At 73.1% G+C, this 23379-nt stretch carries 20 protein-coding genes; 8 read left to right on the top strand and 12 right to left on the bottom strand.

All coding sequences use genetic code 11. The annotated features are described in order from the left end of the window. Nucleotides 1–129 precede the first annotated feature (129 nt). The 5 genes from HUT19_RS03860 to HUT19_RS42775 all read right to left on the bottom strand — a co-directional run bounded on the left by HUT19_RS03860 (nt 130) and on the right by HUT19_RS42775 (nt 4564). The gene (locus tag HUT19_RS03860; RefSeq protein WP_176179074.1) at nt 130–1404 is read right to left on the bottom strand and encodes a HAMP domain-containing sensor histidine kinase; all 1275 of its coding nucleotides are present in this window, start codon (nt 1402–1404) and stop codon (nt 130–132) included. Nucleotides 1405–1406: 2 nt separating this feature from the next. After that, nucleotides 1407–2171, bottom strand: coding sequence for a two-component system response regulator CseB (gene cseB / locus HUT19_RS03855; RefSeq protein ID WP_176179073.1), 765 nt, complete (start codon nt 2169–2171; stop codon nt 1407–1409). Further along, nucleotides 2168–2959, bottom strand: coding sequence for a hypothetical protein (locus HUT19_RS03850; RefSeq protein WP_176179072.1), 792 nt, complete (start codon nt 2957–2959; stop codon nt 2168–2170). The genes cseB and HUT19_RS03850 overlap by 4 nt, the downstream gene beginning before the upstream one ends. 82 nt (nt 2960–3041) lie before the next feature. Next, nucleotides 3042–3614, bottom strand: coding sequence for a LuxR C-terminal-related transcriptional regulator (locus HUT19_RS03845; protein ID WP_176179071.1), 573 nt, complete (start codon nt 3612–3614; stop codon nt 3042–3044). Nucleotides 3615–3904: 290 nt separating this feature from the next. Continuing rightward, nucleotides 3905–4564 (bottom strand): hypothetical protein, encoded by a 660-nt coding sequence (locus HUT19_RS42775; RefSeq protein ID WP_254885423.1) that lies wholly within the window; start codon nt 4562–4564, stop codon nt 3905–3907. A gap of 100 nt (nt 4565–4664) precedes the next feature. Between HUT19_RS42775 and HUT19_RS43900 the strand changes: the two genes are divergently transcribed. Next, a complete protein-coding gene (locus HUT19_RS43900; RefSeq protein WP_176179070.1) occupies nt 4665–9110 on the top strand; it encodes a cation-transporting P-type ATPase in 4446 nt (1481 codons plus the stop codon). A 33-nt stretch (nt 9111–9143) separates the two neighbouring features. Here HUT19_RS43900 and HUT19_RS03830 read toward each other — a convergent pair whose 3' ends face one another. Continuing rightward, on the bottom strand, nt 9144–10523 hold the full coding sequence (locus tag HUT19_RS03830) for an FAD-binding oxidoreductase (RefSeq protein WP_176179069.1): 1380 nt from the start codon (nt 10521–10523) through the stop codon (nt 9144–9146). 243 nt (nt 10524–10766) lie between these two features. Between HUT19_RS03830 and HUT19_RS03825 the strand changes: the two genes are divergently transcribed. Both HUT19_RS03825 and HUT19_RS03820 read left to right on the top strand, forming a co-directional pair. Further along, nucleotides 10767–11015: a DUF6296 family protein gene (locus HUT19_RS03825; protein WP_176179068.1), complete on the top strand. Its 249-nt coding sequence runs from the start codon at nt 10767–10769 to the stop codon at nt 11013–11015. 187 nt (nt 11016–11202) lie between these two features. Beyond that, a complete protein-coding gene (locus tag HUT19_RS03820; RefSeq protein WP_176179067.1) occupies nt 11203–12192 on the top strand; it encodes a sigma-70 family RNA polymerase sigma factor in 990 nt (329 codons plus the stop codon). Here HUT19_RS03820 and HUT19_RS03815 read toward each other — a convergent pair. Both HUT19_RS03815 and HUT19_RS03810 read right to left on the bottom strand, forming a co-directional pair. Continuing rightward, nucleotides 12103–12594, bottom strand: coding sequence for an STAS domain-containing protein (locus HUT19_RS03815; protein WP_176179066.1), 492 nt, complete (start codon nt 12592–12594; stop codon nt 12103–12105). The genes HUT19_RS03820 and HUT19_RS03815 overlap by 90 nt on opposite strands. Nucleotides 12595–12645: 51 nt before the next feature. Continuing rightward, entirely contained in the window at nt 12646–13605 is a 960-nt protein-coding gene (locus tag HUT19_RS03810; protein WP_176179065.1) for a LysR family transcriptional regulator, read from the bottom strand. Nucleotides 13606–13732: 127 nt separating this feature from the next. Here HUT19_RS03810 and HUT19_RS03805 point away from each other — a divergent pair, with 127 nt between their 5' ends. Both HUT19_RS03805 and HUT19_RS03800 read left to right on the top strand, forming a co-directional pair. Continuing rightward, nucleotides 13733–15223, top strand: a complete 1491-nt coding sequence (locus HUT19_RS03805; protein WP_254885422.1) for an MFS transporter — start codon at nt 13733–13735, stop codon at nt 15221–15223. Beyond that, the gene (locus tag HUT19_RS03800; RefSeq protein ID WP_176179064.1) at nt 15220–15897 is read left to right on the top strand and encodes a siderophore-interacting protein; all 678 of its coding nucleotides are present in this window, start codon (nt 15220–15222) and stop codon (nt 15895–15897) included. Before HUT19_RS03805 ends, HUT19_RS03800 begins: the two co-directional genes overlap by 4 nt. A 45-nt stretch (nt 15898–15942) precedes the next feature. Here the strand turns inward: HUT19_RS03800 and HUT19_RS03795 are convergent, their stop codons facing one another. Both HUT19_RS03795 and HUT19_RS03790 read right to left on the bottom strand, forming a co-directional pair. After that, nucleotides 15943–16782 carry a class II fructose-bisphosphate aldolase gene (locus HUT19_RS03795; protein ID WP_176179063.1) on the bottom strand — a complete coding sequence of 280 codons (840 nt, stop codon included), beginning with the start codon at nt 16780–16782 and terminating at the stop codon, nt 15943–15945. Nucleotides 16783–16866: 84 nt separating this feature from the next. Next, a complete protein-coding gene (locus tag HUT19_RS03790) occupies nt 16867–17760 on the bottom strand; it encodes an SIS domain-containing protein (RefSeq protein WP_176179062.1) in 894 nt (297 codons plus the stop codon). 206 nt (nt 17761–17966) lie between these two features. Between HUT19_RS03790 and HUT19_RS03785 the strand changes: the two genes are divergently transcribed. Beyond that, entirely contained in the window at nt 17967–18752 is a 786-nt protein-coding gene (locus HUT19_RS03785) for a DeoR/GlpR family DNA-binding transcription regulator (protein ID WP_176179061.1), read from the top strand. A gap of 39 nt (nt 18753–18791) precedes the next feature. Here the strand turns inward: HUT19_RS03785 and aroQ are convergent, their stop codons facing one another. Together aroQ and HUT19_RS03775 are read right to left on the bottom strand one after the other, a co-directional pair. Further along, nucleotides 18792–19265, bottom strand: coding sequence for a type II 3-dehydroquinate dehydratase (gene aroQ, locus HUT19_RS03780; protein WP_176179060.1), 474 nt, complete (start codon nt 19263–19265; stop codon nt 18792–18794). Nucleotides 19266–19412: 147 nt separating this feature from the next. Continuing rightward, complete coding sequence (locus HUT19_RS03775; protein ID WP_176179059.1) at nt 19413–20849, bottom strand: Gfo/Idh/MocA family protein; 1437 nt, start codon at nt 20847–20849, stop codon at nt 19413–19415. A gap of 269 nt (nt 20850–21118) precedes the next feature. On the opposite strand from HUT19_RS03775, the gene HUT19_RS03770 reads away from it, so the two are divergent. Together HUT19_RS03770 and HUT19_RS03765 are read left to right on the top strand one after the other, a co-directional pair. Beyond that, nucleotides 21119–21646, top strand: coding sequence for an L-rhamnose mutarotase (locus HUT19_RS03770; RefSeq protein WP_176179058.1), 528 nt, complete (start codon nt 21119–21121; stop codon nt 21644–21646). A gap of 131 nt (nt 21647–21777) precedes the next feature. Next, complete coding sequence (locus HUT19_RS03765; protein ID WP_254885421.1) at nt 21778–23349, top strand: S1 family peptidase; 1572 nt, start codon at nt 21778–21780, stop codon at nt 23347–23349. Nucleotides 23350–23379 lie beyond the last annotated feature (30 nt).

Below are 23379 nucleotides of genomic sequence, written 5' to 3'. Positions count from 1 at the left end.
CCTCCGTCGATCCCGCCGCACGGGGTGCGCGGCGGGCCGCCGCCATCCTTCCGAGGGAAGATCTTCGGATCCGCACCACGAGTTCTCGGGCCGTGATCGGCCGCCCCTCAACTGCCGCTCGATCGTGTATCAGTCGTGTATCGGCCGGTCGACCGGGCCCTCGGGCAGCCGGAGCGTGGCGACCGCGCCGCCGTTCGGCGCGTTGCCGAACTCCAGCGCCGCGCCGATCACCCGGGCCTGGCCGACCGCGATGGTCAGCCCCAGGCCATGGCCGCGGCCGCGCTCCCGGACCCCGGTACGGAACCGCTGCGGGCCCTTCTCCAGCAGATCGTCCGGGAAGCCGGAGCCGTGGTCCCGTACGGTCACCGTCCTGCCGTCCGCGGCCACCGTCACCTCGACCGGTTCCCGGCCGTGCCGATGGGCGTTGACCACGAGGTTGGCCACGATGCGCTCCAGACGGCGGGGGTCGGTGCACACCGTCGCGCCGCTCCCCGCGTCCGCGGTGCGGTCACCGTCGTCGTCCCCGGGGGTGAGCAGCTGGGCGAACAGCCCCGTACGGGCGATCGCCTCCTCCAGCACGGGCCCGAGGGGGCAGGGCGACAGATCGGCCTCCTCCGCCCCCGCGTCCAGCCGTGAGATCTCGAGCAGATCCTCGACCAGGGTGCTCAGCACCCGCACCCGGTCCCGTACATAACCGGCCGCCTCACCGGGGGGCAGCAGTTCGGCGGCGGTCACCAGGCCCATCAGCGGGGTGCGCAGTTCATGCGCCACATCGGCGGTGAACCGCTGCTCCCCGCGCAGCCGTTCCTGGAGCGCCGCGGCCATCGAGTCCACGGCCCCGGAGATCTCGGCGATCTCGTCATGGGGACGCGGGTCGGCCGAGATCCGGGCGTCCAGGTCACCGGCGGCGATCCGGCGCGCGGTGGCCGCCGCGGTCCGCAGTCTGCGGCTCATCCGCTCGGCGGTCACCACCCCCAGCGGCAGCACCACGGCGGTGGTCACCAGACCGGCCAGGACGATGTTGGTGTCCAGCGCGCCGATGTCCCGCATGGGGGTGTTCATGTCGACGTGCACGGAGAGCACTTGGCCGTCCGGGGCGGGCCGGGCCGCCCACATCGCGGGCCCGCCCGGTCCGCCGGTGAACTGGGTGCCCTGATGGCCCCGTTCGACCAGCCGCCGCAGACCGCCGGGCAGCCCCGGCGCGTCCATGACGGCGCCGGAGCCCTGGACGCCGCCGGTGCGGGCGTAGATGAGCGCGGCCCGGTCGAGGGTGGTCCGGGCGGTGTCGCGCGCCTGGGACAGTTCGCGGTCCCGTGAGGCGTGGTGCACCAGCACCCCGACCGCCGCCGCGACGGCGCAGGTGGCCGCCGCCACCAGCGCGGCGATTCGCCATCGCAGAGCCATGGTCAGCGCCGCAGCTTGTAGCCGAAGCCACGGACCGTTTCGATCCGCTCGGCACCGATCTTGGCCCGCAGCCGCTGCACATGGAGGTCCACCACCCGGGTGTCGCCCCGCCACGCGTGGTCCCAGACCCGGCTGAGCAGTGTCCGGCGCTCCAGGACGACGCCGGGTGAACCCGCGAACTCCAGCAGCATCCGCAGCTCGGTCGGGGTCAGCGCGAGCGGCCGGCCCGCGCGCAGTACCTCCATGCCCCGGGTGTCGATGGTCAGATCGCCGAAGACCAGGGCGCCCGGCTCACCCCCGGGGTCCGTGCCGTCCGCCGGGGCGGCCGCGTCCACCCGGGTGACCGGGGTGAACGAGGCGCGGCGCAGCAGCGAACGGATCCGGGCCACCAGGACCGCGCTCTCGCACGGCTTGACCACGTAGTCGTCGGCACCCGCCTCCAGACCGGAGACGATGTCCAGGGACTCGCCCCGGGCGGACATCATCAGGATGGGGGCGAGGCTGAACTCCCGGACGCGGCGGCACAGTCCGATGCCGTCCAGCTCGGGCAGCATGATGTCCAGCAGCAGCAGATCGGGCCGCACCTCGCGGAAGACCTCCAGCCCGGTGAGGCCGTCGCCCGCGGTGTGCATGGTGAAGCCGTACCGCTCCAGGGCCATCCGCACCGTATTGCGGATGACCTCGTCGTCCTCGACGAGCAGAAGGCGCGCCTCGGTCGCGGACCCGGATGCGGGGGAGGAGCCGGTGGGGGGGAAGGCGGGGGTCATGGCGTCGTCCTCGTATCCGTCCTCGTATCCGTGCTCGTGCCGTTGCCGGTGACGGCGTCCGGGCCCAGTCCGATGTCCGGTCCGGCGATGCCGCCGGGGACCCGGTCCTCCGGCCGGCTGGTGGCGCCATCCGGTGTGACGGCCGCCATCACCTCGCCGTTCCAGCGGAAACGGGTGGTGTAGCGGCCCGCGTCACCGGTCGCGGTGACGAGCAGATCGCGGCCGTAGGTGTCACCGGCGAGCCCCAGCGGCCCCCAGAAGACCAGGATCGGGCGGACCGTCTTCCGCGACGCCCAGTAGACCTGCAACAGCGTCCGGTCGACCTTCGGCAGATCGACCGCCACCACCAGTTCGTCCCGGCCGTCCCCGGTCAGATCGCGGTGCACCGGCGCCCGCATCGGACAGTACGAGCGCGGACACGAGTCGATCGACATCTGGACGAAGGCCGGAACGTTGGGGTCGCGCTCCAGCAGCGTCTTCGCGGACAGCGCGGTCACCCCGCCGCTGGGCACCCGGACCTTCTCGACGGGCAGATAGCGGACGAAGGCGGGGGTGGGCTTCCCGGACTCGGGTGTGGGCGACGGGGTGTAGTCCGGCCACAGCGGGGAGGCGCTGGTGGGCGCGGACAGCGTGGGCGCCGCGCCGCCGTCGTGCGGCTCGGCCGGGGGCGCGCAGTCGGCCACGCCCAGGGCCACGCCGACCGCCACCAGAGCGGAGAGCACACCACGCGCGAGCCGGGCCCGGGGGTGCCGCCGGGCCGCGCGCCACTCGGAGGGGGAGAAGTGCATAGCCGTGCCAGCCTACTGAGCAACCGCCCGGCCGCGGACGCCACATGCCCCGAACGGGCCCGGAACGCCCCTCGGAGCGGCACTACTTCACGAAGTCCGGCAGCACCCTGGCGGGCCAGGTGCCCACGGTCAGCATCCCCGCCGCGAACGCACGCGAGACCAGCGCGGCCCGGTTGGGCGCCTTCAGCTTCCGCAGCATCGATCCCACGTGGTACTCCACGCCCTGCCTGCTCAGATAGAGCTTCCCGGCCATCGCCTGTGCCGAGTCCCCGACGGCCACCCCCTCGAGTATCCGCGCCTCCAGGGGCGACAGCAGGATGCGCCGGACGGGCCGTGCGTCATCAAACCGCGCGTCATCCGGCTTGATCAGCACGACGACGCCCGACAGCCGGTGGGACCGGTTCTGGATCGCGGTGCCCGTCAGTTCGCCCGAGAACACATGGTCCTGTGAGCGGTATCCCACGACGCGCTCGGTGAAGCGGGTACGCCGTCCGTCGTGCAGCCGTGAGAAGTGTTCCCGCAGCACGGCCGGTGCGCTGGGGTGCAGCAGCTCGAACAGATGGCGGCCGCAGAGCTCGGCCGAGGAGCCTCCGAAGTGACGGAAGAAGTCGTCGTCCGCGGCGAGCACCTGGAGGCCGGGAGCGAGGGTGGCCATTCCGGTGGCGTGCCGTGTGGCGGAGCGCACTGCTGATCCGGATGAACCGGAGACGACCCGGACGCTTTGGGGCAGGGCCAAGGGACTCACCGCTTTCCTGGGAGCGTTCGCGTGACGAGTGGGTGATGCGCTTCTCGCTGTATAGCAACGATGTGGGCTCCTCCCGCCGCCCGTTTGCCCGAGAACGGTGCCCGCTTTTGCCCGAACACCCGTCGCCGGACGGCGCGTTGACGCACCGCCCGGCAGGAGGCGGGAGCACCGGTGATACACCGGTGTGCGGGAACGCGGCGCTAGGCCGCGGCCTTGCGGGTCTCGGACGGCGGTGCCATGACGCCACCGCGGCGCAGTACGGCGTAGCCCACGCCGATGCCCACGGCCACCGGCCATTCGAGCACCTCCGTGGCGCCGAGCGCGCCGAGTCCCGCGTACAGGGGCAGTCCGCCCTTGGCGGGCAGCACCCGGCGGGCGACCGTGAAGGGCATCATGGCCGCGTGTGCGGCGCCGCCGGCGGCGCGGGCCGTGGCGTGGCCCACGGTCTTGAGCGTGGGCACGGTGACGGTGACCGTGCGCTGGCCATCGCCGCGCGAGGTGGTCATCGCCTTGGCCGCCTTCGCGGTCTGCGAGCGCTTCGCGGTTTTCTCGGCCTTGCTGCCCTTCGCTGCCCTGGACGTGGTCTTGGTCGCCCTGGAGGCCGTACGGGTACCGGCCGATGTGGTCTTCCTGCCTGTCGACGTGGTCTTCTTGCCCGTTGCTGCCGATGCGGTCTTCTTGGCCTGCCCGCCGCCGGTGGCGGACTTGGCCTTGGCGCCGGTCCTGGTGGCGGTACCGGCCGTCTTCGTCTGCGTCGACGCGGGCGCGGCCCGGGCCTTGGCCGGCGTACTGCCGGAACCCGCCGCTGCCTGCGCCGTCGCCGGGGAACCACCCCGGCGGGAACTGGTGGGAGTGGTCACTGGTCTCACGTCCACACGTGATGAGCGTCGGAATCTTCTTCCCTTTTCAGGGTAATCGTGACGAACCGGGCAGGCTGCCCGGGGAGCGGAGGTCGCGCCGATGTCACCGCTGTCAGGGCTGCATCTGTCCATGTCCTCGCTGCTGGGGCCGATCACGGACCGGATGTCCGCCGGGGCGCGGGCAGCCGCGGCCGTCGGGCGGCTGGTCCGGTCGACCGACCGCGGCGTCTGGTCCTACCCGGGGCGCTACTACATCGAGGTGCACGGGGTGTACGGCATCGGCGGGGAGCAGGTGGCACGCCGGGTGGAACAGGCCCTCGAGGAGCATCCGCGGGTGCTGTGGGCCCGGGTGAACGCGCCCTCCGAGCGGGTCGTCGTGGCGGTGGCCAGCCCGCCCCCGCCCGAGCTGGAGCTGATGGCCCTGGTCGAGCGGGCGGAAGCGCATGTGCCCAGTGCGCCCAGCGAGGAATTCGACGAATGGGCGCCGGAACCACGCCACCCCTCGGGAGGGCCCCGGGACGCCCAGTCCCTGTCCGTACTGGCCGCCGATGTGGTGGGTCTGAGCGTGGCCACCGCACTGCGCCTGGCCCCGTGGCTGAAACTGCCCACCGAGGTGGGCGCGACCGTGTCCGCGATCCAGAACCATCCGCGGCTGCGGCGCCTCGCCCTGGCCGTCACCCGCGGGGAGCCCACCCAGGCCACCCTGCCCGTGCTCAGCGCGCTGACCCAGGGCGTGGCCACCCGGGGCGGCGGACTCGCCCTGGACCTCCTGGAACGCATCGCGCTGTGGCGGGAAGCGAGAGCGGAGGGCGAGGCATGGGCGGCGATCGAGCCGCATCTGGTGCACGGACCGCAGGACGTGGTGGCCGAACCGATCGTGGTGGAACGGCCGGGGCCCACCCCGAGGGACCGGATGGAGGTGTTCGCGGAGCGCTCCATGGCCGCCGGAGCACTGGCCGGAGCGCTCGGCGCGCCCTTCGCCGGACCCCGCCGCGGACTGGCCGTCGCGTTCTCGTCCATACCCAAGGCGCCCGGGGCCGGACGGGAGGGGTTCGCGACCAGCCTGGGCCGGTTCCTGGCGCTGCGCGGGGTGCTGGCCATGGACCGCAGTTCGCTGCGGCGGCTGGGGCAGGTCGACACCGTCGTCCTGGACGAGGCCGCGCTCCGCGGTGACCGCTACGAACCCATCGACCTGGAACTCCTCGGCGGCGCTGACCCCGAGCGCACCACCGAGCGGCTCTTCGACCTCTTCGACCCCGACGCGCCCCTGGAGGTCCGCCGGGACGACGGCTGGGTACTCGGCCCGCTGGACCGGCTCGAGCTGGCCGGACGCAGCGGCCAGAAGGCCGCGGGAAAGCTCCGCCGCAAGGGCAGCGAGCGGGTGCTCGGCCTGGCCAGGGGACGCAGCCTCCAGGCGGTGGCGGGGCTGGCCGCCCAGGCGGTCCCGGGCGCCGAGGCGGTGGCCGCCGCCGCCCGCCGGGCGGGGGCGCGGATCGTGCTGGCCACCGACCGTCCGCGTCCCAGAACCTTCGCCTTCGCGGACGCGGTGACCCCGGCGGGCCGCCGCCTCGTCGCCTCCGTACGCGCCCTCCAGGCCGAGGGTGCGATCGTGCTGCTGCTCTCGGGCAACCGCCGGGCGCTGGGGGCCGCCGACTGCGGCGTCGGGGTGCACCGCGAGGGCGAGCCCCCGGCCTGGGGTGCCCATCTGCTGGTCGGCGCGGACCTGGAGTCGGCCGGACTCATCGTGGACGCCGTGGGCGTGGCCTCGCGGGTCGACCGGGAGAGCGCCCTGCTGTCGGCGGGCGGCAGCGGCATCGGCGCCGTCGCCGCCCTCAAGGCGCCGCCGCACCAGGCGGCGGCCCGCGGTGCGGGCGCGGGCACCGCCGCCGGAACCATGGCCTTCTGCCTGGGCGCCTGGCGTGCCCGGCAGCTGCTCGCCCGCCCCATGGTGCCGCCGGTGACCACCACCCCCTGGCATCTGATGCCCGTGCCCCGGGTGCTGGAGCGCCTGGCCACCGACGGTGAGGGGCTGACCCCGGAGGAGGCCGCCGTCCGCGCCGGGGTCAGCCCGCGCACCGGCGAACCGACCGGCACCAGTCTTCCGTCGGCGTTCATCGAGGAGCTGGCCAACCCGCTGACCCCCGTTCTCGCCGCCGGGGCCGCGCTCGCCGCCGCCGTGGGGTCACGCACCGACGCCGCGCTGGTGGCCGCCATCACCGGCACTTCCGCGCTCGTCGGCGGCTTCCAGCGGGTCAGGACCGAAAAGGCGCTGGCGGAGCTGTTCGCCCGCTCCGCGGTCGGCGCGCGGGTACGCCGCGGCGGTACCGAACGCCTGGTCACGGCCGGTGCCCTGGTCCCCGGCGACATCATCGCGCTGGGCCCGGAGGACGTGGTGCCCGCCGACTGCCGGCTGCTGGAGACCGACGGTCTGGAGGTCGACGAGTCATCGCTGACCGGGGAGTCCCTGCCGGTGGCCAAGGACCCGGCGCCGGTGGTCGCCGCACACCTCACCCGGCGCGCCTCGATGGTCTACGAAGGCACCACCGTCTCGGCCGGGCGGGCCCATGCCGTGGTGGTGGCCACCGGGCCCTCCACCGAGGTCGGCCGGAACCTCGCCACCGCCCGCCAGGCCGCACCCGTGACCGGTGTCGAGGCCCGGCTGACCTCGCTCACCCGGGCCAGCCTGCCCATCGCCGTCGGCTCGGCCGCCGCCGTCTCCGGCGCCGGACTGCTGCACGGGCACCCGCTCACCGAGAACCTCGCCTCGGCGGTCAACCTCGCCGTCGCCTCCGTCCCCGAAGGACTTCCGTTCCTGGTCAACGCCGCCCAGCTGGCCGCCGCCCGGCGACTGGCCGACCTCGGCGCCCTGGTCCGCAACCCCCGCACCATCGAGGCGCTCGGCCGGGCCGAGGTCCTGTGCTTCGACAAGACCGGCACCCTCACCGAAGGCACCCTCCAGCTCGCCGCCGTCAGCGACGGCGGCGGCCCGCTCCCCGCCGACCGGCTCGACTCACCCCGCAAGGCCGTACTCGCCGCCGCCCTGCGCGCCACCCCGCCCGCCCGGCAGTCGGAGCCCATGGCCCACCAGACCGACCGCGCGGTCGTCGCCGGAGCCCGCCGCGCCGGGGTCGCCATGCGCCGGGCCGCGCCCCGCTGGCGGCGCACCGACTCGCTGCCCTTCGAACCCTCCCGCGCCTACCACGCCACCGCCGGAACCACCTCCCGCGGCGCCCTGCTCAGCGTGAAGGGGGCACCGGAAGGGGTGCTCGGCCGCTGTGTCCGGCGGCAGACCCCCGGCGCGCCCACCGCCACCGAACTGGACGCCGCCGCCGTACGCGAGCTGACCGCGGCCGCCGAGGAACTGGCCGGTGCCGGGCGCCGGGTGCTGGCGGTGGCCGAACGCCCCATGCGCGCGGGCGAGGAGCTCACCGACGAATCCGTCACCGACCTGGTCTTCCTCGGGTTCGTCGCACTCGCCGACCCCGTCCGCACCGGTGCCGCCCCCGCCACCGCGCGGCTGCGCGAGGCCGGTGTGCAGACCGTGATGCTCACCGGGGACCACCCGGCCACCGCGGACGCCATCGCCGCCACCGTCATCGACACCCCCGAGCCGAAGGTGTGCACCGGGCCCGAGCTGGACGAGATGGACGACACCGAGCTCGACGCGCTGCTGCCGACGGTGGACGTCATCGCCCGGTGCAGCCCGCACCACAAGGTCCGGATCGTCCAGGCCTACCAGCGGCTCGGCCGGGTCGTGGCGATGACCGGCGACGGCGCCAACGACGCCCCCGCCATCCGGCTCGCGGACGTCGGCATCGCGCTGGGGCGGCGCGGCACCCCCGCCGCGACCGCCGCCGCGGACCTGGTCGTCACCGACGACCGGCTGGAGACCATCGTGTCGGCCCTGATGGAGGGGCGGGCCATGTGGGCGTCGGTGCGGGCCGCGCTCGCCATCCTCATCGGCGGCAACCTCGGCGAGGTCACCTTCAGCGTGGCCGCCTCCGCCCTCACCGGCAGCACCCCCTTGAGCGCCCGGCAGATCATGCTGGTCAACCTGCTGACGGATCTCGCTCCGGCGCTGGCCATCGCGGTCCGCGAACCCACCGGCCACACCGGCGAACGGCTGCTCAAAGAGGGCCCCAGCCGCTCCCTGGGCACCGCCCTGACCAAGGAGATGCTGCTGCGCGGCCTCATCACCGCCGCCGGTGCCGGGGTGGCCTGGACCGGTGCCCGGCTCACCGGACGCAGCCGCCGTGCCCGTACGGTGGCGCTGGCCGCGCTGGTCGGCACCCAGCTCGCGCAGACCCTGGCCACCGGCGGGCTGGACCGGCACGTCCTGATCGCGGGCCTGGGCTCCGCCGCGATCCTCGCCGCCATCATCCAGACACCGGGCGTCAGCCACTTCTTCGGCTGCACCCCGCTCGGCCCGCTGGCCTGGAGCATCACCCTCGGCTCGATCGCGGCGGCCACGCTCTTCGGGTCGGCGCTGACGCCGTTCGTCCGTGAACTGGCCGTCCCGCAGCCCGGATCCGAGGGTGACGAGTGACGGACGCGTGGCGGGCCACGAGGGGCGGACCGCTCAGCGGGGCAGATACGAGGGGAAGACCCCGTCGGGGTCGTAGCGCGCCCGCAGCGCCTCCAGCCGCCGCCAGCCGTCCGGTGTGAAGGACCGCTCGGCCCGGGAGAGCCCGGCGGGCAGGTCGGCCTCGGCGACGTAGTGGCCGGTGCCCAGCGGCTCCAGCACGTTCATCGTCCGCCGCAGCCAGCGCAGTTGGTCCGCGTCCTGGGCCGGGTCGTCCCAGACGGCGTACGGCACCAGGTAGTTGCGGCCCAGCACGGAGAACGCCATGTCGCGCAGCAGCTCCGGATTCCGGGAGGCGGGCGCGATCGGCACCAGCACGAGGGACTTCTCGGACGGGGCCATCGCCATCGCCTCGCCGCACAGCGCCATCAGCGTGCCCAGGTCCTCGTCCGACCACAGGGTGTCCACCGCGTAGCGGTGCTCCCGGGGCCACACCCCGTCGCCGCCCTCGTACAGCGACGCGAAGCAGGTCGGCTCGTCCTCCCGCCGGACCAGGGCGCGTTCGGCGAACGGGCAGTCCCGGAGCGGGGCGAGCGACCGTACGGCCTCCCGCCGCGAGTCCGCGAACGCGGTGGCGGTCACCGACACCACCTTGGGCCGCGGCGACGCGTCGGAGACCTCCGGCCCGGCGGTGGCCAGGGTCATCCCCGCCTCCACACTCGGGTCCAGTCCCTCCGCCACCTCCGCCAGCCGGCGCGCCACGGGTTCGGCCTCCGCCAGCGGAAAGGAGTACGCGGTGGTCGTGATCGCCGACGGCAGGGGGTACAGCCGCAGCCGGAACCGGGTCACCACGGCGAAGAAACCGGGACCGGCGCCGCGTGCCGCCCAGAACAGCTCGGGACGCTCCCCGGCGTCACAGCGGACCACCTCCCCGTCCGCCGTCACCGCCTCGATCCCCAGCACACTGGCGCACGCGGGGCCGAACACCCCCGGGTTCCAGCCGAGTCCACCGCTCAGCAGATAGCCGCCGACGGCCACGGACGGGCAGTGCCCGGAGGGGAAGGCCAGCCCGTACCGGCTCAGCTCCGCGGCGAGTTCCCCTCCGGTGACCCCGGGCTGCACCTCCGCGGTGCGGCTGTCCGGATCCACGGTGCGGCCGCGCAGCCGGGACAGATCCAGCAGCAGACTGCCCTCGCGCAATGGTGAGGCGCACCAGCTGTGCCCGCCCGACCGCACACTGACGTGCAGCGAACGGGACCGGGCCAGCCGGAGGGCGCGGGGGACGTCCCGTTCCGAGGCGGCCGACACGATCACTTCGGGGAACCGCGCCGGTTTGAGCCCGTTCCACACCATGCTCGTCCACAGCCGCTCGTACTCCGGATCGCCGCGCTCGACGAGCGTTCCCTCCAGCCCCGCGGCGTGCGTGTCCGTGCCCATGGCCACCTCCCTGCCGGTGCCCGGAGAGCGGGAGTTGTTCCTTCACACCGTAACGGGCGGGGGACGCGCGGCGCGCGTCGGCGCTCACGGAGAGTATCGGGCGTCATCGTGCCGCACAGTGGCATGTCTGAGGACAGAAGCCGTGCTCAGCGCCGTGCGGTCGTGCGGAGGCGGATGTGTTCGATAGGGTTGAATGTCCCGGTTTGTTAGCCAGGGGGCACCTTGGCGCGGGAGGAGGGCGTCATGGGGCGTCAGGAGAGATATGAGCTGGTTTTCGTCGACCTGGGTGATCTGACCACGAAGGACCCCTCGGGCGAGGACATTGTTGTGGTGCACCGCACGGAGAGCAGCGGCCCCGGCGGACACCCTGTGTACGCGGATGACACCGGGATCGTACGGGCGGAGATCAGCGACCGTGCCGAGGTGCGGATGATCGCCAGCGGCGGGCACCAGGTGCACTCCGCGGCCGTGACCGCCCGCCCGGTGGGCTGAGGCCCGGCGGTGGCGGCGCGGTGCGGAAGGCCATGGCACACACCGCCGCGACCCGCCCGTCATGTCTTGTGTTTCCGCACGTCAGCGGGATTGTCAGAGCTGCCCTATACGGTGCTTCACAGATACCGGAGAACGACGATCGACGGTGCGGCGGGCGGGTGCGTCGCCGCGCGGCAGGGAGCCTTCCATGAGTGATGTCGCCGCGGTGGACAGCACGGCCGGTGCCGCCGAGCTCCAGCTGGAGCCGTTCCGGGTACAGCTGACCGGATACTGCTACCGGATGCTGGGCTCGGCGTTCGAGGCGGAGGACGCCGTCCAGGAGACGATGGTGCGCGCCTGGCGGGGCCTGGACCGCTTCGAGGGCCGTTCGGCACTGCGGTCCTGGCTCTACCGCATCGCGACCAACGTCTGTCTGGACATGCTGAACGGGAGCAAGCGCCGCGCCCGGCCCATGGATCTGACCTCCGCCGCCACCCCGTACCCGAGCACCCTCACCGAGCAGCCGGAGGCCACCTGGGTGGGCCCCGTCCCGGACGGCCAGGTGCTGGCGGACGGGGGAGACCCGGCCGAGGTGGCGGCCCGGCGGGATTCGGTGCGGCTGGCGTTCGTCGCCGCCCTCCAGCACCTGGCGCCTCGCCAGCGCGCGGTGCTGATCCTGCGCGAGGTGCTGGCCTGGAAGGCCGCCGAGGTCGCCGAGCTGCTGGGCACCACCGTCGCCTCGGTCAACAGCGCGTTGCAGCGCGCACGGGCCACCCTCGCCGCGAGCGAGATCAGCGCCACCGACCCGGTCAAGCCGCTGGACGACGAGCAGCGCGCGCTGCTGGCCCGCTATGTGGACGCGTTCGAGCGCTACGACCTGGACTCGCTCACCGCGCTGCTGCACGAGGACGCCACCTTGTCCATGCCGCCGTACGAGCTGTGGCTGCGCGGCCATGAGCACATCCGCCAGTGGCTGGTGGGCCATGGCGCCGGATGCCGGGGCTCCCGGCTGGTCCCCACGGTGGCGAACGGCATGCCCGCGTTCGGTCAGTATCGTCCGGCGCCCGACGGCGGCCATGAGCCGTGGGCGCTTCAGGTGCTGGAGATATCAGACGGGCGGATCACCGGGCTCAACTCCTTCCTGGACACCCGGAGCCTGTTCCCCCTCTTCGGACTGCCCGAGCGGCTCGACGCGTAGTGCTCCGCGGCCGGGTCCGGAGCCCGCATTGGACCCGGTGTCCCGCCCGCTCGTCGGGCCGTCCTCGAGACCGGCCCAGGCGAGCAGTTCCCGCAGGTCGCCACCGGCGTTCCGCAGCCGCATTCCGCGTCCCAGCCGCCGGGCGGTGAGCCGCAGCCGGGCCAGGGCCTCGACCACGGCCAGGTCCGGACGGCCCACCCCGGCCACGTCCACGGTCACCGGTCCCGGACCGCTGCCGCGCGCCAGCTCCCCGAGGCGCTCGCACAGCCGCGGCACCTCGGCCCGCCCGACCGGGCCCTCCAGCACCAGGACGGCCGGGGGCCGGGGCGGGACCGGCGGCCCGCCGGGCGGTTCACAGGCGCCCGCCGGGCGCGTCGGCGTCTTCTCGGGACCGGCCAACATCCACCTCCTGTTGTGGTGTTCATCAGCAAGGACCCGTGGCCGGGGAGAAAGTCATCGGCCCCCGGTCGCCGACCCGAAGGTCGCCGGCCCGACCGCCCCCGGCCCGATCGTCCCCGCGATCTCCCGGATGCAGCCGCGCAGCCAGATATGGGCGGGGTCCGCGTCGTACCGCGGATGCCACGCCTGACCGATCGGCAGCTTCGGCAGCTCCAGCGGAATCTCGAACATGACCAGTCCCAGCCGCTCGACAAGTGGCCGGGCCAGCAACTTCCCGGACCGCGCGACCAGATCGGTGTGCGCCGTCACCAGAAGGGCCGATGCGAAGGTCGGCACCGAGGCCACCACCCGCCGCCGCAGCCCCAGTTCGCTCAACCCCTCGTCGATCGGGCCGTGCAAGCGCCCCCGGCGGGAGGCCGACAGATGGTGGGCCGCGGCATAGCGCTCCGGGGTGACGGGCCCGGAGAGCAGTGGATGACCGCTCCGCACCACCCCGGTGTTGTCATCGGTGACCAGATGCTCCACACGGGTCTCGGGCGCCGGGTCGTGGAACACCCCCAGCTCCAGATCGGCGCGGCCGTCCCGCAGTACGGACGAGTCCCCGGGCCCCTCCGGGATCAGCCGCAGACAGACACCCGGTGCCTCCTGCCGGATCCGCTCCAGCAGCCCCATCCCGATGAGCGTGAGCAGCCCGTCGTCGGCCAGCAGGGTGAAGGTGCGCTCCAGCGTGGCCAGTTCCAGTTCACCGGCGGGCGTGAACACGGCCTGCGCCCGCTCCACGATCTGCCGCACCTCCTCGCGGAGCGCGAGCGCCCGCGGTGTCGGCACCATCCGCCGCCCCGACCGCACCAGCACCGGATCGCCGAGCGCCTTGCGGATCCGGGCGAGCGTACGGCTCATGGCGGGGCTCGACAGATGCAGCCGCTGAGCCGCGCCGCTCACGCTCTCCTCCTCCAGCAGGGCATCGAGGGCGATCACCAGATTGAGGTCCAGCTTTGATTGCGTCACGCGCACTTATTCCTTGCAGAAGTTGCATTTGAAGTTATGTCTCAGGGGCGCCTACGTTACAAGCGACGGTCGGCCGCCGTATCACCCGCTTCACTCTTCGCTCTTGGCCCTTCGAGGTTCGAGGTTCTTCTCCATGACCGTCACCACCGCACGCCCCGCACGGCCGGGCCGGACCGCGCCACGCTCCGGCGGCGTCCTGGCCCTGATGTCCGCCTGCGTGATCCTGACCATCGCGCTCGTCGCCGCCATCAACCTCGCCATCCCTCAACTGAACGACGGCTCCCTGCACCCCAGCTCCACCCAACTGCTGTGGATCGTCGACGCGTACGTCATCGTCTTCGCCTGTCTGCTGATACCGGCCGGGGCGCTCGGCGACCGGTACGGCCGCAAGGGCGCCCTGCTCAGCGGACTCGCCGTGTTCACCGTCGGTTGTCTGGGCTCCGCGCTCGCTCCCGACGCCGCGATCCTCATCGGAGCCCGCGCGGTCACCGGCGCCGGTGCCGCGCTGATCATGCCCGCCACCCTCTCCCTGGCTCTCCAGACCGCCCCGCCCGAACGGCGGCCGCACACCATCGCCGTCTGGACCGCCGCCACCGGCGCCGCCGGTATGGTCGGCAACCTCGGCGGTGGCCTGGCCCTCCAATACCTGCCCTGGCAGGGGCTGTTCTGGTGCGTGGCCCCGATCGCGCTGGCGCTGCTCGCCCTCACCGCCCGCTACGCACCGCGCGGTGAACGCCACTCGGCCGATTCGGACGCGGTGGGCACCGTCCTGCTCGTCCTCGGCTTCGTGGCCCTGCTCTTCGGCGTCATCGAAGGACCCGAACGCGGCTGGACCTCCGCCACCGTCCTCGGAGCGTTCGCCGCCGCCGCGGTCGTCCTCACCGGCTTCGTGGTGTACGCGCTGCGCGCCGCTCACCCGCTGATCGACCCGAGGGTGTTCGCCCTGCCCCGGCTGCGGGCGGGCGTCCTCGGGGTGACCCTCACCTTCTTCGGCCTCTTCGCGCTGTTCTTCGTCAACGCCCAGTACCTCCAGTACGCCAAGGGCTACTCACCCGCCCTCACCGGCCTGGCGATCGGGCCCCTGGCGATCGGCATGCTGGTGGTCTCCCGGCGCAGTATCCCGCTCGGGCAGCGGGTCGGGGCACGCCGCGTCATCACGGTGGGGCTCGTGGTCCTCGCGGCCGGGCTCGCCCTGCTGTCCTTCGCCGACGCCCGCACCCCGTATCCGCTGTACGCCGCGGTGCTGCTGGTCATGGCGACCGGGATGGGGCTGTCGATGCCGATGCTGTCCGCCTCGATCCTGGGCGCGCTCCCGCACAGCAGGGCCGGACTCGGCTCGGGCCTCGGCAGCGCCGCCCGTGAGATCGGCAGCGCGCTCGGAGTGGCCGTCATGGGCACCGTGCTGACCGGCCGTTTCACCGACCGGGTGCCGGACGCCCCGGGCGGACACGCGGGTTCGGCGGGTGAGGCGATGTCGGCCGCGCGGGCCCTGGGCACCGCCGAGCACACCCGCGTCGTCACCGCCTTCACGGACGCCATGGCGGTCGGCTTCCGGGTCATCGCCGCCGTCGTGGCCGTGCTGGCCGTCGTGGTCGTCGTCTGGTTCCGGGAGGAGAGGCGATGAATCTGCTCGAACGATTTCTGGTCCGGGGCACGGTCGCGTACGCCGGGGTGGCCGCCGGGCGGATGCGACGGGTCAGAATCGCCTGCCGCGAGCTGTCGTGGACCCCCGGCCAGCAGGTACGTCTCCATCTCGACGGACTGCGCGGCCCGCGCCGCACCTACTCGGTGTGGGATCTCGACGGCGGAGCCATGGAGCTGCGGATGCTCGACCACGGCGGCGACGGCCCAGGAGCCCGGTGGGCGCGGACCGTGCGGCCCGGTGCGCAGGTGCTGTTCGGGCGGCCCGAGGGCGGATTCGTCACCCGGCCCGCGCCGTACCACCTGTTCGTGGGGGAGGAGACCGCGACGGCCGCGTTCGGGCCCATGATGGCCGCGCTGGCGCCCTCCGAGACGGTGTACGGCCTGGTCGAGGTGGACACCGAGACCGACCGGCTTCCCCTGCCCAGGGAGGTGTCGTGGCGGTTCAGGAACGGTGCGCCGGCCGCCTCGTCACGGTCCCTCGTGGCGGCGGTCCGGGCCCTCGACCTCCCCGAGCGGCCGGGCGTCGCCTATGTCGCGGGCGAGGCCCGCGCGGTCCAGGCGGTCCGCAGACATCTGGTGAACGAGCGCGGCTGGCCCCGCCGTTCGGTGGTCACCAAGCCGTTCTGGACCCCGGGGAGGACGGGCATGGAGTGACGGCGGGTACGCGACCGGGGGCGTGCCCTGGCCGCGTATCCCCGGTCAGGGCGCGGCGCGCACCAGCTTCAGCAGCCGTGCCACTTCGCGCGCCACCGCGTCGCGCGCCGCGGCGACATAGCGGCGCGGGTCCACGGCCTCGGGGTGTTCGGCGAGATGGTCACGGATGGCCCGGGTGTAGGCCACATTGAGGTGGGTGGCGATGTTCACCTTGGTCAGCCCCGCCTCCACCACCCGGGTCAGATCCGCCTCGGGCACTCCGGACGAGCCGTGCAGCACCAGTGGAACGGGCACGGTCGCCCGCAGCGCCGTGACCAGGTCCAGATCGACCACCGCCTCCTTGACCACCATGGCGTGCGAGGTGCCGACCGCGACCGCGAGCGCGTCCACCCCCGTGGCCGTCACATAGGCGGCGGCCTCGGCCGGATCGGTTCTGGCGCCGGGCGCGTGCACTCCGTCCTTGCCGCCCACCTCGCCCAGTTCGGCCTCGACCCACACCCCGCGGGCGTGGCAGTCGGCCACCACCGCGGCGGTGGCCGCCACATTGGCGTCGTACGGCAGGTTCGACGCATCGAACATGACCGAGCCGAAGCCGAGACCGATCGCCTCCCGCACCAACTCGGTCCCGGTGGCGTGGTCCAGATGGACCGCGACCGGCACCCGCGCCGCCCGGGCCACCTCCACCGTCGCCCGGCCGATGGCGGCCAGGGCGCCGTGGTAGCGCACCGCGTTCTCGCTGATCTGCAGGATCACCGGGGCACCGGCGGCCTCCGCCCCGGCCACGATCGCCTGGGCGTGCTCGATCTGGATCACATTGAACGCACCCGCGCCGAGCCCGGTCCGTACGGCCGGCCCGACGATCTCACCGGTGGCCACCAGCGGCATGGCCCGGCTCCCTTCGCCCGCTCATCCGTGGATCCCGGCCCGTCGGTACGCCACCCGGCCACCCGCCCGTCGGCCACGGCCCGCTCACGGGAGGATCACCGAACGCGTGAGATTGCGGGGGCGGTCCGGGTCGAGCCCGCGCGCCGTGGCGATCGCCACCGCGAGCCGCTGCACCACGACCAGTTCGGCCAGCGGGTCGCGGCCGTATCCGGCGAGACGTCCACCGGGCCCGGCGACCTCCTCGTCCGCCAGGCCCGAGGGCCCCTCACCGAGCCACCACACCACGCTTCCCGGCCCGGTGACGCTGATCGGCCCATGGCGGTACTCCATCACCGGATACGCCTCGGTCCACGCCCCCGCGGCCTCCCGCATCTTCAGCGCGGCCTCCAGCGCGACCCCGTACGACCAGCCCCGTCCGAGGAAGGTGAACTGCCCGCCCGCCACGACCTCGTCCGGCAGCGGCTCGGCCAGCGCCGCCTTGCCGTCCGCCTCCAGCCCGTCCAGCGGCTCGCCCAGATGGGCGCGGAGCAGTGCCAGTTCGCTGGTGGCCCAGCGCGTCTGCACCACCGACTCCTCGTCCGCGAAATCCAGGACGACCGCGGCGTCGGCGGCGGCGACCGCGGGGGAGCCGGGCACCGCCGTGATCACCGTGGTGGGCACCGTGCCGCGCAGGTCGCCCAGCAGCTCGAGCACCTCGGTCGTGGTGCCCGACCGGGACAGGGCGACCACCCGGTCGTAGGAGCGGCCCACCGGCATCTCCGAGGCCGCGAAGGCGTCCGTCTCGCCCTGTCCGGCCGACTCGCGCAGCGCCGCGTACGACTGGGCGATGAACCACGAGGTACCGCATCCGGCAACGGCGACCCGCTCACCCGCCCGGGGCAGTGCCTCACGCACCGGGCCCTCCGGGTCCCGGGCCAGGGCGATCGCGCGCCGCCAGCAGTCGGGCTGGCTGGCTATCTCGGCCTCGGTGTAGCTCATGGGGCTCCTCTGCGTGCTCAGAGATGCATGTTCTGAGCCGATAATGCGCAGGATCTTGCAGAGAAGTCCAGTGTGAAGGGTCGAGGGGTAGGGTGAGCTGCGACGATCGCGGGACGTTCGCGCAGAGGGCCTTTAGACGGCATGGACAGCCCGCGCGGGATTCCCCCGTCCGGACGGACACGGGACAGGGCTGAGGAGACGACGGCGTGAAGCGGCCCGAACGCTGGAACGCCCTGCTGGAGCTGCTGGCCAGGGACGGCAGGATCGAGGTCGAGGAGGCGGCCGCCGAGCTGGCGGTCTCCGCCGCGACGATCCGGCGGGACCTGGACGAGCTGGCGCAGCAGCAGATGCTCACCCGCACCCGTGGCGGCGCGGTCGCGCACAACCTCTCGTACGACCTTCCGCTGCGCTACAAGACCGCCCGGCACGCCCCGGAGAAGCAGCGGATCGGCGCGGCCGTCGCCCGTCTGGTCGAACCCGGCTCGATCCTCGGCCTCAACGGCGGGACCACCACCACCGAAGCCGCCCGCGCCATCGCCACCCGCGGTGAGCTGACCGCCTCCGACGGCGGTCCGGGCGTCACGATCGTGACGAACGCGCTGAACATCGCCAGTGAGCTGGCGGTGCGCCCCCAGGTCAAGATCGTGCTCACCGGCGGGGTCGCCCGCCCCCAGTCGTTCGAGCTGATGGGGCCGCTGGCCACCGGGGTGCTCACGGAGGTCTCGCTCGATCTGGCCGTCCTCGGCGTGGACGCCCTGGACGCCGCCCAGGGGGCCACCGCCCACCACGAGGGCGAGGCCAGCATCAACCATCTGATGGCCGCCCGCGCCGCGCGGGTGGCGGTCGTGGCGGACAGCTCCAAACTGGGCCGACGGGCGTTCGCCCGGATCTGCCCACTCGAGGCGATCGATGTGCTGGTCACGGACACCGGCGCCGACGACGAACGGATCGCCCCCTACGCCGAGGCCGGAGTCCGCGTCATCCGGGCCTGATGTGTGATCCGGGGCTGACGCGTCATCAGGGCCGTACGGTCACGCCGTGGCCGCGGCGAGCAGCGCGGCCGCCCGCTCCACCGCGAACGCGTACCCCTGGATACCGCAACCGGCGATCACACCGTCGGCGAGCTCGGAGACATAGGAGTGGTGCCGGAACGCCTCGCGCCGGTGGATGTTGGAGATGTGCACCTCGACGATCGGCATCCCGTCGCAGGTCGCCAGGGCGTCCCGCAGGGCGACCGAGGTGTGGGAGTAGCCGGCGGGGTTGATGATGACGGCCGCGTGCCGCTCACGCGCCTCGTGGACCCAGTCGATCAGCTGGCCCTCGTGGTTGCTCTGGCGGCAGTCCGTGGTCAGACCGTGCGGCGCGGCGGTCTCCGCGACCAGCTTCTCGATGTCGGCCAACGTGTCCGTGCCGTAGATATCGGGCTGGCGGCGCCCGAGGAGATTCAGGTTCGGCCCGTTCAGGACCATGATCGTGGAGCGGTCGCGCACGGGGGTGATGGCCATGGCGTCAGGTCCTTCCTGGGGCGTTCCGGGCTTGCATCGTAGAGCGCCGCACGGGAGTTCCGGCCATGGGACCAGTTCCGGCGGTGCCCCCGGCCCGACCGGCCGGGACGGCACCGCCGTCGGTTGCCCAGCGGGGTCCGGGGCGCGTCAGCCGGCCGGCGGCATCTCCGTGGCGCGCGAGTCCAGACCCGGGCGGTGATTGACCCACTGGCCACGGGTGAAGTCCGGCATCGCCACCGGGCGCCCGCCCGCCGCCAGGGAGGTGACGCTCAGCGGTACGGGCGAGCACCAGGCCGCCGAGTCGTACACGTCGATGTCCGGCACCAGACCCGCGCGCATCTGCTGGACGGTGCGCCACTGAAGGACGTAGTCCATGCCGTCATGGCCGCCGTTGGCGGCGTCGTCGGCCAGCTTCTTCCACAGCCAGTGGTCGAATTCCTTGCGGTAGGACTCGAAGTCGTGCCAGGTGTGACCGCTGTGGTCCGGCTCCAGGTAGACGCGCCCGCCGGTCTTCGAGGTGCCCGTGTAGTCCTCGAAGATGCCGCGGCTGCCCGCGAGGCTGTTGATGCGGCTGTAGGGGCGCGGCGAGCTGACGTCGTGCTCGGCCCGGATGACCCGGCCGCCGGCCGTGTCGATCAGGCAGGTGACCAGGTCACCGTTGATGTACGTCTCCTTCCACGACGGATGCGACCTCGGGACGAACCGCTTGCGGTAGTCCGCCAGCCCCCTGGGCTCGGTGGAGGTGGCCCGCAGCACGGTCATCCGGTCGCCGCGGTTGATGTCCATGGCCGCGGCGACGGGGGCCAGGCCGTGCATCGCGTAGAAGGACGCGGTGCTGCGCGTATGCCACAGCCGCCGCCATGCGTCGGTGTAGTACGTGTCCGAGAACAGCAGCTCGCGCAGGTCGTGCAGATAGCCGCCGTGGCCGTTGGTGACCTCGCCGAACAGGCCCTCGTGCGCCATTTTGAGCATGGCGAGCTCGTTCCGTCCGTAACAGCAGTTCTCGGACAGCATCAGATGCCGGCGGGTGCGCTCGGAGGTGTCCACGAGATCCCACAGCTCGTGCAGCTCGGTGGCGATGGGGAGTTCGACGATGACGTGCTTTCCGGCCAGCAGGGCGGCTCTGCCGTGCTCGTAGTGGAACTCCCACGGAGTGGCGATGTAGACGAGGTCGATGTCGTCGCGCTGCAGCATCGCGGCGTACGACGTGTCGGAGCCGCCGTACTCGGCGGGGCGCGGTGTGCCGAGGGCGGCCAGCCGGTCGGCGGTGCGCTTGGCGCGGTCGGCGCGGATGTCGCAGACGGCGGTGACCGTACAGCCGGGGATGGCGGACCAGCCCTCGGACATCTCGGAGCCGCGGTTGCCGAGCCCGATCACGGCGGTGCGGACCGTCCGGTGCGGCTCATAGGGCACGCCGATCATGGACTTCTGGCCGGGCCGCCGCTTCGGAGCGGCGGATGTCACGGGCGGGGCGGCGGACTGGCCGGAGGCACCCGCCGCCTGCCCCGTGCCCGCCGCCAGCGCACCTGTGGCCAGGGCGCCGCCCAAGAGCAATCGACGTGAGACCGCGGGGATTTGGGGCATCAGGCATCACTCCTGGCTCTCCGTGTCCGGTAGGCAGCGGGGATGACTCTGATGGCGACGACACGGTATGTCAAGAGTTGCTTATTAGCGGGCTCTTCCAATCAAAAACAATCATCTGGGTGATCGAATCCTTTGCAGGGGCCTCCGAGTCGCCCGGACGGGCGGACCCCATCGCCACCCCATCGCGGGCTCGACGGTGGCTCATCGGAGCGGTTTACTCCCGGTGAGCCGAGATGGGCCGAGATGGGCCGAGAGAGGGAGGAGCATCCATGCGCGTGGCGTTGCACTCGGTACTCAAAGAGGGTCAGGAAGCGGGCTACGAGCAGGTGCACGCCACGGTTCCGGCGGATCTGCTGGAGGCGCTGCACCGGGCCGGGATCGGCAACTGGCGGATCTGGCGCAGCGGACGCCATCTGTTCCACCTCGTGGACTGCGAGGACTTCGCCGCCGCGATGGCGGCCCTGGACCGGGACCCGGTCAACCACCGCTGGCAGGAGTTCATCGGCCGCTACGTCGACCACTTCGAGACCACCGACGGCTCCCCGGCCGCGGCGTCGGAACGGATGGCGCTCGGCGAGGTGTGGGAACTGCGGGCCCAGGCGGCGGCCGCCGAGGATGCCGGGGACGCGCGCACCGGGGGGAGCGGCGGGCTGGACCGCCCCGGGCCGGACCGTCCGGGGCGGGGCCGCCCCGGGCCGGACCGTTCGGGGCGGGGCCGTCCGGCGAGCGGAAGCGGCGGAGCCTACTCATACCGATCGCTCCGGCGCAGCCTTTCATCACAGTGTGAGTGGTGGTGAGAACGGAGTAAACGCATCCGCGTACGACGTGGTGGCCCCGCGCGGGGGCGTGGCGGAACGCGGTCAGGCGCTTTCCCCGGACGGTCCTCGCGCTCCCCCTACCGGAGGTCACTGAGTTGAGCCACCGACGTGTGAACAAGCGCAACGTTGCCGTCGCCGGAGCTGCCATCGCCGCGCTCGGTGCGGCAGTCATCCTGCTGCCCAACGCCAACGCGAGCCCGGACAAGTCGTCGGAGGCCAAGACCTTCTCGTCCACCGCGGCGGTGAAACTCGCCCGTTCCCTCGCCTCGGACCTCGGCGACAACGGCGCGGGCTGGTACTACGACAACGGCACCCGCAAGCTCGTCATGAATGTGATGGACGAGAACTCGGCCGATGACGTCCGCGCCAAGGGCGCCGTGGCCAAGATCGTCAAGAACAGCATGGCGGATCTGAAGGGTGCCACCAAGACGCTGAGCAGCGACGCCTCCGTGCCCGGCACGGCGTGGTCGATCGACCCGGTCACCAACCAGGTACAGGTGACCGCGGACCGCACGGTGACCGGCACCAAATGGGCCACCCTGACCAAGGCCACCGACGCGATGGACGGCCTGGTCAGCGTGAAGCGGTCCAAGGGCGAGTTCAAGCGCTTCGACGGCGAGGAACCGGCCCAGCCGGGCGCCGAAGGCGGTGATGCCGGTGATGCCGGTGATGCCGGTGACGCCGGTGCGGGCGGTGAGGCCGGGGCCGGGAACGCCGGGGCGGGTGGCGAAGGCGCCGGCGACGCGGGTGCGGGCGGTGCCGGGGGCGCGGGTGACGCCGGAGCCGGGGCCGCCGGAGGTGCCGGCGGTGACGAGGCCGCGGACGGTCTCGACGGCGGCGATGCCATCTTCGGCGGTGGCGCGCGGTGTTCCCTCGGCTTCAACGTCACCGTCGACGGAGCGCCGGGCTTCCTGACCGCGGGCCACTGCGGCAACGCCTCCCAGACCTGGACCTCGGACGAGGCGGGCGCCAACCAGGTGGGCACCGTGCAGGACTCCAAGTTCCCCGAGAACGACTTCGCGCTCGTCATGTACGACGACGCCAACACCAAGGCGTCCAGCACCGTCGACCTCCAGAACGGCAGCACCCAGGAGATCGGGCGCGCGGTCGAGGCGAGCGTGGGCCTGAAGGTGCAGCGCTCCGGAAGCACCACCGGGCTCAAGGACGGCGAGGTCACCGGTCTCAACGCCACGGTGAACTACGGCAACGGCGACATCGTCAACGGCCTCATCCAGACCGATGTGTGCGCGGAGCCCGGTGACAGCGGCGGTGCGATGTTCGCCGAGGACGCGGCGGTCGGTCTGACCTCGGGCGGCAGCGGCGACTGCACCCAGGGCGGCGAGACCTTCTTCCAGCCGGTGACCGGTGCGCTCGAGGCCACCGGTGCCGTCATCGGCGCCGACGCCGGTGGTGGTGGCGGTGACGCGGGCGACGCCGGTGGAGCCGGTGGCGCGGGTGACGAAGGCGGTGCCGCGGGTGGCGCCGGTGACCAGGGCGGTGCCCAGGCCAACGGCGGTGCCCAGGCCAACGGTGGTGCCCAGGCCAACGGTGGTGCCCAGGCCAACGGCGGTGCCGGTGGTGACGCGGGCGCGGGTGACGCCGGTGCCGGTGACGCGGGCGCGGGTGACGCCGGAGCCGCCGACGCGGGCGACGCCGGTGACGCGGACGCCGGACTCAACTGAGCCAGGCCGTCCCTCAGATCGAGGCTCCGG

Source organism: Streptomyces sp. NA02950 (assembly GCF_013364155.1).
Taxonomy (GTDB): Bacteria; Actinomycetota; Actinomycetes; order Streptomycetales; family Streptomycetaceae; genus Streptomyces.
This window is presented reverse-complemented; position numbering and strand designations above follow the sequence as displayed.